Origin of the sequence: Pseudoalteromonas rubra (assembly GCF_000238295.3) — a bacterium.
Taxonomy (GTDB): domain Bacteria; phylum Pseudomonadota; class Gammaproteobacteria; order Enterobacterales; family Alteromonadaceae; genus Pseudoalteromonas; species Pseudoalteromonas rubra.
Genome location: NZ_AHCD03000044.1, coordinates 813,717 through 829,233, shown reverse-complemented (window position 1 = coordinate 829,233; position 15,517 = coordinate 813,717). Strand labels below are relative to the sequence as shown.

The window sequence follows — 15,517 nt, the reverse complement described above, 5'->3', positions numbered from 1 at the left end:
ATTATCAATAATTCATTCTCAGCCAATCAACCAGATCAAATAATTCGCCACACAAGCAACATTTATTAAACGCAAATGAGAGTTGTTATCATTTAAAATCACTGTTAGTATGCGCTCCCTCTGCAGTCCCGAAGCCGGGTTCCTTAGTTGTATGGAGTGTAATATGCAATTCTCTCGCTCAAAGAATTCACAAAATCTATTGGCCAATGCCGTTAAAATCGCCCTGTTAGGTGCCGCGGTTAACAGCACAATTGTTGTTGCTCAAAGCAATGACGAAAACATTGAAAAAATTAGTGTGTACGGTAAACACAACCAACTCATTCTAGAATCAGGCACAGCCACTAAATCTAATATGGCGTTAATGCAAACACCGGCGGCCATTGTCGTTGTTGATAAAGAGTTGCTCAAAGCGCAAAACGCCACTACTTTGCAAGAAGCGCTACGCAACGTTAGTGGTCTGGGACAGGCAGGTAACAACTACGGTATTGGTGATAACCTGACTGTGCGTGGTCTGGGTGTGAATTACACTTATGATGGCATGTACGGCGGTGCAAACTTAGGTAACGACTTCAACCCGACTCGCTCAATGACCAACATTGAAAGCATTGAGGTACTCAAAGGCCCCGCAACCGGTTTATACGGTATTGGTGCAGCCGGTGGTGTAATCAACCTGGTTGAGAAAAAACCGCAACAACAGGATGCTTTCGAGGTCAGTGCCAAAGCTGGCAGCTGGAATAGCTATGGCATTGGTTTTGATGCAACTGGTGGCCTGAATGATCAATGGGCATACCGCCTTGTCGCCAATCATGAGCGAAGTGACGGCTATCGCGACCTGCAATCAGACAGAGACGAAATTTATGCCAGCCTGAGTTTTGATGTGAGCAATAATCACAAACTCCTGCTTTCAACCGCTTATATTGATGATGCACTGCAAATTGATTCGATTGGTGACCCCGTTCGCATCATGAACTGGGACAGCACCTCTGCTACACCAGGTATGCTGAGTGCAGCCGACCTGCCAAACGGCACAACATTAGATGAAGAAGGCAAAAACTATCTCGGTGTCCAGCTGTCTGAGCAACAACGCGAACAGCTTGCCGCATCTATTCTGGCTACCGATGGCCTTAAACCTTACGATTTGGGCGATGGCAACTTAATTTCGCCACTTTCTAAACCGAATGAAGGTGAAGAGTTGAGAATTAAGCTTCGCCACGACTGGCATATCAACAGCGACTCAACACTGACTCAGCAAGTCTTGTGGCGCAGCTATGACTCAGACTTTGCCCGTCAGACGGGTGCATACAACTATGTCTACTGGGATCGCCGTGGTGTCATTAATGCCGACCCTCGCGCACCTTTAGTCGTTGATGGCGAACTGCATCCCTTTGCCGCACGTCGTCAGGAATACCGCCGTTTGGTTGCCGAAGAACAAACCTGGCAATACTTTGCCGATCTGCAACTGGGGTGGAGCCTCGGCGGCATTATGGGTGAACACCTGATCAGCGTAAACTATGAAAACCGAGAGATGGCACTCAAGAGCTGGTCGGTTTACGATGCCGACGGCAGCAATGGCGATAACGCTATTCCTTATATTCTGGATATTCGCAATCCGAACTGGGCGACCGGTGATATCATGGATTATGACCCGTCATTGCGCAGCAATTACGACAAATCACTAGACGCCTATGGGATCAGCTTCCAGGAAGTACTTTATCTCAACGAACAACTAACTGTGCGTACCGGTCTGGCCTACTCTGCCATTGAGCAGGCTTACCAGCATAAAGGCAGCGATCGGGTGCCAGAAGCCAGTAAAGAGCTGGACTCAGATGACTCTGGCATGACCTATAACCTGGGTGTTAACTATCAGGTTCATCCTCAGCTTTCTGCGTTTGTTAATGTTGCCAAAGGCCGCACTGCTTACAGTATTTTAGGCGCTTTGTCTGATGACAAAACATCACCAAACCGCCCAGACTCTGAATCAGAGTCTCTGGATTTAGGTATTCGTTTTACCGCACTGGATGAAGATCTGCTGGGGTCAATTGTGTGGTTTGAAACCAGCCGTACTAACCTGCGTTACACAAACCCGCTGTACAACGACAACCCTAAGGACCCGGAATACAACGTCAGTGTTGAGCAGTATTTTTATGACGACGAAGATAAGTCTGAAGGGGTCGAAGTCGATCTGAACCTGGCACTGGCAGAGTCCGTTGACTTAAACATGAATGCTACCTGGCAGGACGCCATCGAGATCCGTGCTAAGGAACATTCCGAGCAGAAAAAAGGCGTGCCAAAGAAAATGGCCAGTGCCTGGGTTAATTACCAGCTACCTGCCACGGTTATGGATAACCTGACTGTCAGCCTGGGCGTCAACTATATGGGTGAACGAACTGTAAATTCCGAATCTTTCGGTCTGCCCACCGCCACCATTGACAGCTACACACGCTGGGATGCCGCGGCACGCTACCAGGGTGACAAGTATCAGATCCAGCTGAACATCGAGAACCTGACCGATGAACGTTATTACAGCAAAGCGCTGTTCCTGGGTGGCTTACCAGGTAACGAGCGTAACGTTAAGTTGTCTGTAAACTATCAGTTCTAATACTCCGGGCCCGGTGTCCGATACTCAGTAAGAACACAAAGCGAAATGGGCCTGCCCATTTCGCTTCTTTATTGCTGCTTTGATAACCCCATAAGGAACAACAAATTTAGGTACAGTCTTTGCTTCGTTATTCTCAATATTGCAAAGGAATAACCGAATGAAGATTACCCCTCAAACTGTCTTCTCAGCCAATCAGTACACATCACAAAATGAGACACAGTTAAATCAACAAGCGCACTTCGCACAGCGACTGAACGAAGCCATGGATGCAACCGGGCGCGCACAACCAGACAAGGATACAGCGGTTTCCGTTGGAGTTGATTACGAAGGCATTTCTGAGCAGGCAAGAAATTACTACCAGGTTGCCAGGGACACTGCCTACAAACGCGTTGATTTAAGCCAGCCAGAAAAGCAGCAGCAAATCCAGTTCTACGAGGAAACTATGAGCGAAATCATGGCGATGTCAATAGAAGTCACCGTCGAACCCCACGAAGTCAATCAAGCCTTACTGTTCAATAACCTCGGCATTGACTTTCTGGCCTACAAAGAACTCACAGTTAGAATTGAGATGCTTGACCTGACAGAGCAAGAAATACACGATGACAAAACGCTTCCGGGCTATAAAAAAGACAAGTTGAAAGACAAAATCGATGAACTCAAAGCCAGACTGGAAGTGGCTATCGACGAGCTGCTTGGTGACAGTCAGGATCAGCCATCAGAAGCCGACCCGAGCGGATCAGCCAGTGAAATGTTTACTTTGTATCAACCAACTTAAATCATGCGTGGCGTTGCAGTCAATTTGTACAACACAAGGCCAACAAGCCATGCAATTGCGCTCAACGTACTATACTGAAATCATGTAAATTTGCAGATCTCTGCTGCAATTCAGCACCAGCCTGACAATGAGGTGAGTTGCAATGTATCAGTTAGTACGTTTACTGGCTCTATTTCCGCTACTAAGCTTCGGCGCAACCTATAATACGCCTGATCTGGACTGGGTAACGGAAGATTACCCTCCTTTTAATTATCATATCAACGGTGAAATAGAAGGCTTATCAATCCGCATTCTGGATGGCATTTACCGGGAGCTTGGCTGGACGCTGGACAAACGAGACATCATGTTGGTGCCCTGGCCCAGAGCCTACCGTATGGCCATGACCTCACCTAAAACCTGTATTTTTTCTATTACTTACACTCAGGAGCGGGCCAAACTATTCCAGTTTATCGGCCCATCGCTCGACAATCAGGTGGCCATGATTGGTCACAAAGAAAACGACTACGACGTGTCAAATCTCTCAGATCTGAAAAACTATAAAATTGGCGTCGTAAAAAACGACATTGGCCACCAGCTACTGCGCCAGTCTGGTGTCAATAACGACAATCTTGTTTTTCTGGCCTCTGGGTTTGAACTGGTTCAAATGCTCAAACTTAAACGTATTGACTTAATCGCCTATGGCGATATTATCGCCCGCTTTCAGTTTAAACGGGCTGGTATCGATCCGTCACACTACAGGGTCGTCCTGCCATTAGCTCGTTCCTATCTGGGGTTTGCCTGTAACAAACAAGTAAATGCTCAGTGGGTTCACAATATGAATCAGGCACTGCGACGTTTACGTCGGGATTCACCTTCACTGTTTTTGCCACAATCATATTAACGCTTTCCAGAGGAGCCAATGACACGTTTTAAATCAATGCTGATCACATCATTTATGATCACGCTATTTGGGTTATCAATAAGTAACACAGCCAGGACATTGCAACCTGAAGATGATATCCACCCAATACCAATCACCGTTTGCTTTGAACGCTGGCGTCCTTTTAGTTTTATTGATCAAAATGGTGTTGCCCGTGGTATGGAAGTTGACCTGATCAAAGCTGCGGCTAAGTCCATAAATCGTAGCGTCGAGTTCACTGAACTTCCGTTCAAGCGCTGTATTGCCAATGTTAAATTTGGCAGCACAGATTTTTCGTTGCATGTGGACAAAACCGACGGGCTGGAAACTTTTTCAGACTCTGCAACATCATGGCAACTAAGTCTGGCTGTCTCTGCTGACAGATTAAAAAATGCACACGACTTCAATCGCATTGATACACCTAGGATCATGCTGGCAACAGAATACCCCTATCCAAAAGCTGTGTATCGAAAATTGGAAGCGCTCAATGCCCGGTTAGTCCGACGTTCTTACTATGAAGAAAACGACGAACATGCCAAGACCTTTTTTAGCATATTAGCAACAGCGCGCGTTGACGCCATACTGGTCGATAAGCAATGGGCGCAGCATATGATTATCAAATTTGACTTGCCAGTACGGATACTGGTACAGGACTTTCACTCAGAGCCCCAATACATAGGTTATCGGCATAGTAATGCTCGCCTTGCCAGTCAGCTTGAGGCAGCCATGGCTGCATTGCCCGCTCCCCTGATCCAATCGATTAAAGGTCAATATCAATATTAACAACACGTGCTTGTATGCGCTATTCGCGGCTTAATTTGATCAGTCGCTCAACCACATCAGCAGCGACCTGATCCAAAATTGAGGCATCATGCTCGTTGAACTCCCGGGGTTCAAAATCAATCAGACACAAAGTTCCTACCTGGCAGCCATTGGGATGCTTGAGTGGACAGCCTACGTAAAAGCGGATACTCAGCTCTCCTGTTACCAAAGGATTATCAAAAAAGCGTTCATCCTGCAGTGCATTATCAACAACGAACACGCCATCCTGACAGATTGCGTGGCCACAAAATGAAATATCTCGGTGTGTTTGCTCAGCATCCAGCCCAACTCTGGATTTAAACCACTGCCTGTCGCTATCCACCAGACTGATCAAAGCAATTGGTACATTGAATACGTGTGCAACAAATTCGGTGAGTCTGTCCAGCTCTGCATCGGGAAGGGTATCCAGCGCCTTTAAGTCATAAAGGGTTTGCAGTCGCAGAGTTTCGTTTTCCGGAAGTGGTGGATTTTTCATCCAATTTACCAATTAACATGTGGTTTCTAAACTATAGTTAAAAATGCCTGAACGTCTATTTTAAGGAAAGCACACGTGCAAGTGCAGCTCAAAATTGTTATCTGGTTAACAGTCGTGTTGGCCAGTTTACTGTCACTTGACAGATTTGCGCGCTCCTATTTTGTTGCTCACCACACTATCGTAGCCACCCGGGACAGCTTGCAAAATGTCATGTATATGCAGCAGATCAGAAATGCCATCTTCGCATTACAAAAAGAACGAGGTTACACATTCGGTTTATCTGAACGGGCATCAGGACAGACGCTTAGCCAGCTTAATCAATATCGCAGTGCCAGCAATACAGCGTTAGAAAAAATAGCAACCCAGAGCACACAAAACCCCAATTTACTATCGTCACTGCCCAGCACCGCCGAGTTGCTGAACCTCAGAGCTCTGTTTGACCAGCGCCTGCTCACCCGAGAGCAGGCTATGACTCTTTATACAGCCAAAATTAATGCCCTGTTAGATTTGTTTTTGGCGATCGAATTAAAAATTGCCGCGGACGCCGTCAACATACAATTATATAGCCTGACCAAAGCGATTGAGGAGGCGGGTAAGCTTAGAGCACACACTTATGCCATGCTTAATGCCCCTGTGGACAATCGTGCCAGTGCCATCTTTGAACTTGCGACCATACACAACAGGCACCTTGCGTTACTCAACAATACTCCCTATAACAAAGACATTGCGCAACAGGTAGCGACTTTACTTTCACAGCCTGAAAACAAAGCACTCAATGGTGTGTTGCTGTCACTCCAACAATCCGGACAAAGTACTTTTGCAGCGCAACGCTGGTGGCAACAAAAAACGCACTATATTGACCAACTGATCGCAATTGTCCGCGCACAACTGGCTTCGCATCAACAACAGCTTAGCGCCGAGTTTAAAGCGCACAACTCCACCAAGTCGCTCTTTGCTCTGCTTGCCGTGGCTGCATTTGTTTGTACGGCCGTTGCCAGTATTTTGCTGTGGCGTGCTCTGGGCTATAACGCGACTCCGAAACGGCATCAGACCCCCGTCAAACTCTCTCAGCTGCTGCTGTTACTGGGGCTTATCGTCTCTTTTATTACCTCCGAGCATGATATAAGTCAGGGAGAGTTGAGCAACAGCCTTTACGCGCGCTCAGCAAACGAACTCAGTAATAACCTGGCCTACTCTGTTATCGCCATTGATAACTTGTGGCTAGGCCCGCTGACCGAGCGCCTGCACACGCTCAGTATTACGAAGCAACCCGTTTTTTCGAATGCTACGGGCACCGAGTACATAGGTAAATTTACCCTTTCCAATCGTGATCTGGTCGGCTTGTTCCCAGCCACTTTGTCTGTCAGGGAACTACAGAGAATTATTACAGACAGCATTAACAGACAAGGGGCGCAATCAATCTCACTGGCATTAATATCGGACAGTAACAATAAGTTATATAGTGTTTCTACCGCGCCACAGGCAAGTGCAACCGGCTTATCAGATATTCTCCTGGTGCTGATTCAGCCTGTAGACGACACTCTCACTAAAATCCTAAAAATGCCAGTAGCTTATCAGGGCATCACGACACATCTGCTGTTTAATGACATTGTGATTGGCCGTAATGACCACACCAACATACAAGGCCCTTCTGCGCGCAAAAACGGACTTGAACTTGTGCATCAGAATTTTGCGCTCGGATTTACCGTCAGGGCCACTCAGGATCCAGAGCAAATTGAGGGCTATATCAATACCCTGCAACAAGAATTTTCTGTGCAACTGGTCCTGCTGCTAACACTGAGTCTGACCGCCTTAATACTCGCCCATCGGGCTCAAAATCGCATTATTGAACAGCTACAACATTCAGAAACCCAACTGGACAAAGAGCGTCTTTTACTCTCTAACTCAGAGCAGATAATTGGCATGGGGAGCTGGGAATGGCAGCATGGTAGCCACCATGTGTTGCTTTCCAAAACCCTGAAAAAACTACTTAAAGTAAACAGTAGCGGGAAATATGTGCCATACACGCAAGTGCTGCATAAATTAACGCGCTCCAGCAGACGCACTTTGTTCAAACATTTGCGTACGCAGGTGCTGGACTCTCAAGTTCGGCTCACGCTGAATTTCTGCGACGAACAAGCGTCTGAAAAACAACTTGAAGTGATCATGACATCACACCAAAGTGATATCACTCAGCCAATCTGTGTTGTCGGTGTGGTACGCGACATATCAGAGCAGGTTGCGCAGCAGAAAAGGCAAAGCAAATACCAGGCATCGCTGCAAGCTGCCCGCCAGGAAGCACTGGATCGTATGAAAGAGGCGGAGACCCAGCGTCATGAAGTTCAGCAACTACTGCACCGCAATCACGAGACTGAAAACCTGCTTGAAGCCACACTGGACAGTATCCCGGCATTTATTTTGTTATTAGATGGAGAAGCCAACATTCGCCTGATCAATCGCTTCTGGTATAAAAGCAAGCGCCTTAACCTTGAAGAAAGTGGCTTGTTTATTAATACCCTGATGCGGATAAATGACAATCTGATTGACGTGATCTCCCTGTTGCCGCTGATCAACAAAAAACCATTACTGGACGCACTATCAGCCGCTAAAACACGTGACCTTTATTACAAAGATATGGAGATCTGCTATCAGCTGGATGGCACTAAGATGTGGTTTGAGGTGATTGTGACCAACCTGATCTGCAACGATAAAAAGTACATGTTGCTATATCAGCATGATATTACCCAGCGTAAGAACGATGCCACGGCCCTCGCCAATGCCAAAGAAACCGCCGAATCAGCCAATAAAGCCAAATCCCGTTTTCTGGCCACAATGAGTCATGAGATCAGAACCCCTATGAACGGCGTTGTCGGAATGTTGGATATTTTGTCTCAGTCACGACTGAGTGATGAACAGCGCCACCTGACCTCAGTCGCGAAAAACTCTGCAATGATGCTGTTGAGAATAATCAACGACATACTCGACTTCTCGAAAATAGAAGCGGGTAAAATGATCATTGAGCAAACCGCTTTTAGCTGGCAAAACCTGGCCAAAGAACTCTGCGAGCTGATGAGCCACCAATGCCATGAAAAGCGTATAAACCTGAACTTTTACTTCGACCCGTCCCTGGGCTACTGGCATCAAAGCGACCCGATTAGGATCCGTCAGATTTTGCTGAACCTGGTGGGAAACGCCGTTAAGTTTACTAAAACAACTGCCAGTAAAATTGGCAATGTAGAGGTCTTTGTATCGCCTGCCGCCGAAACCGGATACCTGGAGATCAGCGTCAAAGACAATGGTAAAGGCATGAGTGAAGAACAAACTCAGGGCTTATTCAAGCCCTTTGTACAGGCGGATGATAGCATTCAGAGAAAGTATGGGGGTACAGGACTTGGGCTCTCCATTACGATGCGACTGTGTGAGCTGATGCACGGCACACTCGTTTGCCACAGCCTGGAAGATGTGGGAAGTAACTTTATTGTCACCCTGCCATTTGCGCCCAGCGCAACAGGTGATGAGGAGATTATCATTAATTTTCAGGGACTAACGGCTTACATTGTTTCTGACGGTGATAAATTTGAACAGGATTTGGCACACAATCTCAGCGCCCATGGTATGCGCTGCCAGTTAATCAACGATGACGACCTGAATGCCTATTTGCTTGCACGCCTGGATGTTGACTACCTCATCATCACCAACGAAAAATATCAACAACTGGTGACCAATGGCCAGGATATTATTTCAACCAACAGTGAGCTTAAATGCCTGGTGCTCGAACATGCCAATATCCAGATGCCAATCGTGGACGAACGGAACATTTATGCACTGGACAATAACCCCTACTATGCAGTCAGAGTGATTGAAAAAATCGCCACACTGGAGGGGCAAATCAGTCCGGAGCCCGACATGAATCTGCTCTCAAGTGACGAGCAGTTACCTACGATTGAGCAAGCGCAGAAGAAAAATGCGCTGATTCTGGTGATTGAAGACAATGTGTATAATCAGGACTTATTTAAACGCCAACTGGCTTTGCTTGGATTACAGTGCATTATCGCCGAGCATGGGGCCATTGCATTGGAGCTGATGCAGAAGTACCAGTTCTCTTTAATCATCAGTGACTGCCATATGCCCGTTATGGACGGCTACACCTTTGCTAAAACCTATCGCGAGCTTGAATCACAGGGCAAGCTGCCCAGGTTACCCATCATCGCAGCAACGGCGAATGCACTCAGCGGCGAACGTGAGAAATGTCTTGATGCCGGAATGGATGACTATATATGCAAACCCATTGTATTGCATGCGCTGCGCGCCACCATTGAACAATGGTTGCAGCAGTCGCAACCAGTCACCTCACCCAACCTGAATGGCCACAACACTGCTCAGCCTGACCATGAGCGCGATAGACCCGAGGCGACTGCAACGAACCTTGCAGCACCAGATAATGAACCAGACCAGCCTGCAACACGTATCGTCGATTTGAGTGTGCTGGAAAATTATGTTGGTAATGACAAAACCATTCAGAAGCAATTTTTACAAGGCTTTTTGGCTGACTCTCGCCCCCTGGTTGAAAGCATGAATGATGGGGAAGTGTCGCTCCTGACCATTAAAAATACCGCACATCAGCTAAAGTCTTCTGCAAAAGCAATAGGTGCACAAACACTTGCAGACGAGTTTTTTGCACTGGAGCAAGCAGCCAAAGCGGAAGATGTGACAAAGGTCCGGGCGTTACAACAGGCCTGTGATGATAAGTTTTATGCCGCATGTGTAGAAATAGAAACTATACTTGAGTGAAAAGTAGGCTCAACCAGGTCGTAATCAGGACTATACATGCTTATAACGCAGGACCAGAAAAGACTAGATGAATAATCTTATCAAAGTAATCGCAATTGATGACAACCAGTTAATTATTACTCAGCTGGAACTGTTATTAAAACAAGTCGCCCAGGACGTCGACTATCATGGCTTTACCGCAGGTCGCCATGCATTGGACTCAGGGATGTGTGACTCTGCGTCGTTAATTTTTCTAGATCTAAACATGCCTGAGATTGATGGCATAGAACTATTGCGTATTTTTGCAGATGCCAAACTGACAACGCCCATCGTTTTGCTCAGCGGTGAAGACAAAGATGTACTGGAAACCGCCAGTAATTTAGGCACTATGCACAACCTGAACATCATCTCTAACATAGATAAACCCGTGTCTTTGCAGCGCCTGAAATCGCTGCTTGAGTGCCTGGATCAACACCACAGAACATCACCCGCTCAACCAGAGAAAACCTACAACGCCAGTGATATTAGAATTGGGCTGGACCGGCAGCAGTTTAAAGCCCATTACCAGCCCAAAGTATCACTGGAAACGCTCAATGTTATCGGCATGGAAATCCTGGCGAGATGGTATCATCCTTTTGATGGCTTAGTGTCGCCGGGAGAGTTCATTCCGCAACTGGAGCGCGCCGGGTATTCAGCCGAGCTCGCATTGCAGTTGCTGACGCAGACTCTGGAGCTTTATGATAAATACTATGAGCAGGTAAAATCGCTGAGCTTTAGCCTCAACCTCAGCGCTGGTGCATTATATGACATCGAGTTGCCAAACAAGCTGGCGACCTTGTGCGACCAATACTCAGTGCCACGCAAGCAAATCATTCTGGAGATCACCGAAAGTCAGCTACTCGATAATTTACCTCGCACTTTAGAGGTGTTATTGCGCTTCAGATTAAAAGGGTTTCCGCTATCGATAGACGATTTCGGTACCGGGTTTTCGAGCTTTACGCAGCTAAATCAGGTGCCATTTAGTGAACTCAAAATTGATCGCAGTTTCGTTAGTAATTGCGACACCGACAGTAAAAAGCAGGCAATTGTTTCTGCCACCTCTGATTTGGCGAAAAAACTGTCGTTAAAAACCGTTGCTGAAGGCATAGAACACGCGGGTGAACTAAACTATTTACGTAAGTGTGGAATTGATGTTGCACAGGGCTTTTTGTTTGCCCGCCCTCTTGCGGCCGACGCCTTACTGAGCTGGCTAACACACAACCTCAACAAGCCTCTCGCGGAGTGGGGAACATGAGCAAAAGCGCAATTTTGATAGACGACAATGCTTTGTTTCTTAAATTGTTGAGCAGCCAATTGGCCTCGCTGGGGGTTGAAGTCACTCAGGCTCGAGATAAAAAGGAGCTACTGGCACACCTTGAAACAAACTGGTACGACTGGGCGTTTATCGATGCACACCTGGAAGACGGTGAATGTGGGCTGCAACTGGCCAATGTATTAGTCGAGCAGCAATTACAACATGAGCGGCCATGTACTTTAGTCGGCATGTCGGGTGACGAAATCTGTGCCAGTCGTTATGCCAATGCCGGCATTAGCAGACATTTTATTAAGCCTATCACCCTGGCTCAGCTCAGAACACTTGTCAGCCCAACAACAGATTAAACGCAGACTAGCCCGAATGTTCCCAGGATGCCGAACACAATGACAGCTAATAGCCCCAACCACGCACAACGTCGGCCTCAGGTCATTGTTATTTGTGACAAGACAGATGAGCTGACAGGTGTGATTGAAATTGTTGAGGCACATACTGAAGCTTACCGTACCGTGTTTCACTGGGAAGAAACAGCAGAACTCATAGTGGAAGCCAACCCCGCCATCATCATCATGGCAAAAAATGATGTCGCCAGTAGTATAGAAACCTACACCGAGTTATCAAAACAAGGCTTACTCAATTATCCTCATAAAAATATACTACTGTGCGAAAACAAAGAGTCAGGCATAGCCTTTAAATGTTGTATGAGGGACATCTTTAGCGACTACTTTGTGCATAAACCTATGTATGAGAATTATCGCTTCAGAATGATTTTGCATAACGCATTGAATGAAGTGTCAGGCAGTAATAAAAATGCCCAGTTGCAGGAAGCACATTTTGGCAAGATTGATGACAAATTGCGGGGGCTTATCGATGAAGTGGCACAACACCGGGCTACATCCGCAGAAAACTTTGCCCAAACCCGCGATCAAATTGCCCAACAACAGGGCCATAATGACGTGCAAAAACAAATGTTTGATCAGCTCAAAGAGCAGCATATTAACCCGCTAATGGAACAGCTGGAGCATCAGCTTACCGCCAGTGTTGAGCTCCTCAAATCTCAACTAAAGGACAAGCAAGTGTCTCTCGCAGAACTATCGGCCTTGCTGACAGAAAAGCGAGTCCCTCGCAGTGTAGTGGCAGCTCAGACACAATCAGATAAGCCCGCTTTGGACGCGCATGAACCCGCGCCACCCCTTTCGCAGCCCCCTGAACCTGAAACAACCAGAAAAATGCGTATTTTGGTGGTCGAAGACAATGAAATTTACCGGGAGATGCTGCTAAAAATACTTCACGAAGAAGACCACATCACCGAGTATGCTACCACCGGTCTTGAGGCCATTAAGCTTCTGAGGAAAAAGAAATTTGATATGGTGTTTATGGACCTGTTTATGCCTGAACTGGACGGCTACAACACCACCAGAAACATACGCACTTTTAAGCATTGCAAAAAACTACCGATTATTGCTTTGTCTACCAACCGCAACAAAGAGCTCATTCGTAAATGGGCGAGTCTGGGTTTAACGGGGTATATCACCAAGCCTTCAACCAAGTTGGCCATCCTTAAAGCCATCGATAAAGTTCAGAGCAGTAACAACCCTGTCCACTGAAATAACAAATAAACAACAATGCCTCTGGAGCTTTCGCCCTACACTTAATACTATGAGCAGCAATGATCACAGCAGAGGTAGTTATGGGCAAAAAAACGGGCTTCATTTTTCTGATCACCTTGATCCTTGGCGCAATCCTTGTTGCAGTCTTTCGATATTATCCACATCATGATGAAGCGAGCACCCGACAAATTAACGCTATCGCACAGCCGAACGCAAATATGCTGCTGAACTTTACGCCCCATGTATCTGATGTGCCCAGGCCATCAGAGTCATTTGTGTTTCCTATAGCACTGGGCGAAACGGGCCCCGTAACCAACCTCTATTCCGGTCCCAATCAATACCCATTTTTTTGTATGACACAAGAGTCAGAACTTGGACAACCTCTGGTGGACAATCAGCAGGGCCTGGGGATCCCCATCTATAATAGTGAGCAGGTTATCGGATACAGCAAAGACTGTTCCTTGCCGTCTCAATTGTATTATTTCACCCTCGTTGAACAAGATGGTCACTTCTCTGCCGTCAGGCTTAATGAAGAGACAGCTCGCTCTCACCACTCGTCGCCTCTGTTCAGAGTAGAACAAGGCACTATCAATCGTTTTATTTACACGCTGGTCATGCCCATTTCCCGTCAGGAAGTTGGCAACAGGCAAGGTCAGTCTCAGTGGAACAAAAAATTAATTTATCAATTTAATGGCGGCTCAGGCATTGGTTATCGACAAGGCCGGCAAAAGGCCACCCGGGTGATGACCCGTCAGGCGCAGCAATTACTGGACGGCTATGCAGTGATAAGCTCCAGTGGCAATAAGACCAGTTATACCTACAACATGCTGCTGGCAGAAGACACCGCCAGACGCGTTAAACGACAGTTTGTCAGCCTCTACGGCGAGCCACTTTATACCGTGGGCATTGGAGGCTCAGGAGGTGGCTTAGCACAATACCTGATTGGTCAAAATAGCCAGGGCATTTTAGATGGCCTAATTCCTCTATATAGCTACCCAGACATGATCACACAGACCACCTATGCGTTGGATTGCGATCTGCTCAATAACTACTTTACGTTTCGCGCAGACAACCCGAAAGCATGGCGAGACTGGGAGCGCAGAAGACTGATAGAAGGTCTTAACGCGATAAATGAGTTCCCGCAAAAAGCCGGTTTTTTACAACCCCTCAATCAGCTAATGGCAGGCTTTGCGCCCTCATTCCCGGATGGTAATAGTGAATGCATCAATGGCTACTTTGGCCTGTCTGCATTTATCAATAATCCCAGGCAAGGCTTTTTACGCCCTTTTTTCTCTGACGAAGTGATTGCACAAACACGCTGGAGTTACTGGCAAGATCTTAAACACATTTTTGGTACCGACGAACAAGGGTTTGGTAAAAGTACCTGGGACAATGTCGGCGTACAGTATGGACTAAATGCTTTGCGCGAGGGCCATATTAGCTTTGACGAATTTATCCACATCAACCACCACATTGGCGGCTGGAAGCCTCAGTCAGAAATGCGCCAGGAAGAAATTGCCCTGCCGCTGGGCACGCGCATACCAATATGGCTCACTTTATGGGGTAATCATAATATCACCAAGGCATCAGACGGCCCGGCATCAAGACACCAAGGTTCAATACCCGCTATGGAGCAGGCCTATCGCTCCGGGCAAGTCTTCATCGGTAAAGTCGACTTGCCGATTATTGATGCCCGCCACTATCTTGAAAACGAGCTGGACATGCACCACATGTCGGCCTCATTTTACAGCCGCGTTCGAATCGCTCAGCACAAGGGGCACAGCGACAATCATGTTATCTGGGTTGCACATAAAGATCACAACCCAACAACGGCAGCCTTTGCCGCTATGGATGACTGGTTGCTCGCAATGAAGCAAAATCCGCAGCTCAGTGCTGCCGCTGCCAAGCCGGTGTCTTTACAGGATACCTGCTTCAACGAGGACGGCAGTATTTATGCCTCAGGCTCAGGTGTATTTGACGGACAATGGAATAACAAACCTCAGGGTCAGTGCCAGAGCCGCTTTCCCATGTTTAGCACAAGTCGCATTCAGGCAGGTGGAGGCTGGGGAGGTGACCTGTTCAAATGCGCCCTAGTAAGTGTTGAAACCGCCATCGAGAAAGGCTGGTATTTGCCTTTTAATGCGCGTGCACACCTGGATACACTTAAAGCCACTTTTCCTGAAGGGGTGTGTGACTATACCGGCCGTGACCTTGGCAGACCCAGTGATCTGTAATCGGTAAATTGGCCTGCTCATC

General features: G+C 47.1%; 10 protein-coding genes. 9 read left to right on the top strand and 1 reads right to left on the bottom strand.

The genetic code is table 11. The annotated features are described in order from the left end of the window. Positions 1-163: 163 nt before the first annotated feature. The 4 genes from PRUB_RS24215 to PRUB_RS24200 all read left to right on the top strand — a co-directional run bounded on the left by PRUB_RS24215 (position 164) and on the right by PRUB_RS24200 (position 5,055). Positions 164-2,599: a TonB-dependent receptor gene (locus tag PRUB_RS24215; RefSeq protein ID WP_010380506.1), complete on the top strand. Its 2,436-nt coding sequence runs from the start codon at positions 164-166 to the stop codon at positions 2,597-2,599. 157 nt (positions 2,600-2,756) lie between these two features. Further along, entirely contained in the window at positions 2,757-3,374 is a 618-nt protein-coding gene (locus tag PRUB_RS24210; protein WP_010380504.1) for a hypothetical protein, read from the top strand. 142 nt (positions 3,375-3,516) lie between these two features. Next, positions 3,517-4,254, top strand: coding sequence for a substrate-binding periplasmic protein (locus tag PRUB_RS24205; protein WP_010380502.1), 738 nt, complete (start codon positions 3,517-3,519; stop codon positions 4,252-4,254). A gap of 18 nt (positions 4,255-4,272) precedes the next feature. Further along, positions 4,273-5,055: a substrate-binding periplasmic protein gene (locus PRUB_RS24200; protein ID WP_010380501.1), complete on the top strand. Its 783-nt coding sequence runs from the start codon at positions 4,273-4,275 to the stop codon at positions 5,053-5,055. A gap of 19 nt (positions 5,056-5,074) precedes the next feature. On the opposite strand, the gene PRUB_RS24195 is transcribed toward PRUB_RS24200, so the two are convergent. Beyond that, a complete protein-coding gene (locus PRUB_RS24195; RefSeq protein WP_010380499.1) occupies positions 5,075-5,569 on the bottom strand; it encodes a GAF domain-containing protein in 495 nt (164 codons plus the stop codon). A gap of 75 nt (positions 5,570-5,644) precedes the next feature. Here PRUB_RS24195 and PRUB_RS24190 point away from each other — a divergent pair, with 75 nt between their 5' ends. The 5 genes from PRUB_RS24190 to PRUB_RS24170 all read left to right on the top strand — a co-directional run bounded on the left by PRUB_RS24190 (position 5,645) and on the right by PRUB_RS24170 (position 15,495). Further along, entirely contained in the window at positions 5,645-10,360 is a 4,716-nt protein-coding gene (locus PRUB_RS24190; protein ID WP_010380497.1) for an ATP-binding protein, read from the top strand. Between the two features lie 67 nt (positions 10,361-10,427). Further along, entirely contained in the window at positions 10,428-11,633 is a 1,206-nt protein-coding gene (locus PRUB_RS24185; protein WP_010380495.1) for an EAL domain-containing response regulator, read from the top strand. Then, on the top strand, positions 11,630-11,998 hold the full coding sequence (locus PRUB_RS24180) for a response regulator (protein WP_010380493.1): 369 nt from the start codon (positions 11,630-11,632) through the stop codon (positions 11,996-11,998). The genes PRUB_RS24185 and PRUB_RS24180 overlap by 4 nt, the downstream gene beginning before the upstream one ends. Before the next feature lie 39 nt (positions 11,999-12,037). Next, complete coding sequence (locus PRUB_RS24175) at positions 12,038-13,258, top strand: response regulator (RefSeq protein WP_010380492.1); 1,221 nt, start codon at positions 12,038-12,040, stop codon at positions 13,256-13,258. Between the two features lie 62 nt (positions 13,259-13,320). Further along, positions 13,321-15,495: a DUF6351 family protein gene (locus PRUB_RS24170; RefSeq protein ID WP_010380490.1), complete on the top strand. Its 2,175-nt coding sequence runs from the start codon at positions 13,321-13,323 to the stop codon at positions 15,493-15,495. Positions 15,496-15,517: the final 22 nt, after the last annotated feature.

What these genes read in the sequence shown, in the direction of transcription:
- PRUB_RS24195 (WP_010380499.1), bottom strand. Translation starts at nt 5,569, where the DNA reads ATGAAAAATCCACCACTTCCGGAAAACGAAACTCTGCGACTGCAAACC.
- PRUB_RS24210 (WP_010380504.1), top strand. Translation starts at nt 2,757, where the DNA reads ATGAAGATTACCCCTCAAACTGTCTTCTCAGCCAATCAGTACACATCA.
- PRUB_RS24185 (WP_010380495.1), top strand. Translation starts at nt 10,428, where the DNA reads ATGAATAATCTTATCAAAGTAATCGCAATTGATGACAACCAGTTAATT.
- PRUB_RS24170 (WP_010380490.1), top strand. Translation starts at nt 13,321, where the DNA reads ATGATCACAGCAGAGGTAGTTATGGGCAAAAAAACGGGCTTCATTTTT.
- PRUB_RS24180 (WP_010380493.1), top strand. Translation starts at nt 11,630, where the DNA reads ATGAGCAAAAGCGCAATTTTGATAGACGACAATGCTTTGTTTCTTAAA.
- PRUB_RS24205 (WP_010380502.1), top strand. Translation starts at nt 3,517, where the DNA reads ATGTATCAGTTAGTACGTTTACTGGCTCTATTTCCGCTACTAAGCTTC.
- PRUB_RS24175 (WP_010380492.1), top strand. Translation starts at nt 12,038, where the DNA reads ATGACAGCTAATAGCCCCAACCACGCACAACGTCGGCCTCAGGTCATT.
- PRUB_RS24200 (WP_010380501.1), top strand. Translation starts at nt 4,273, where the DNA reads ATGACACGTTTTAAATCAATGCTGATCACATCATTTATGATCACGCTA.
- PRUB_RS24215 (WP_010380506.1), top strand. Translation starts at nt 164, where the DNA reads ATGCAATTCTCTCGCTCAAAGAATTCACAAAATCTATTGGCCAATGCC.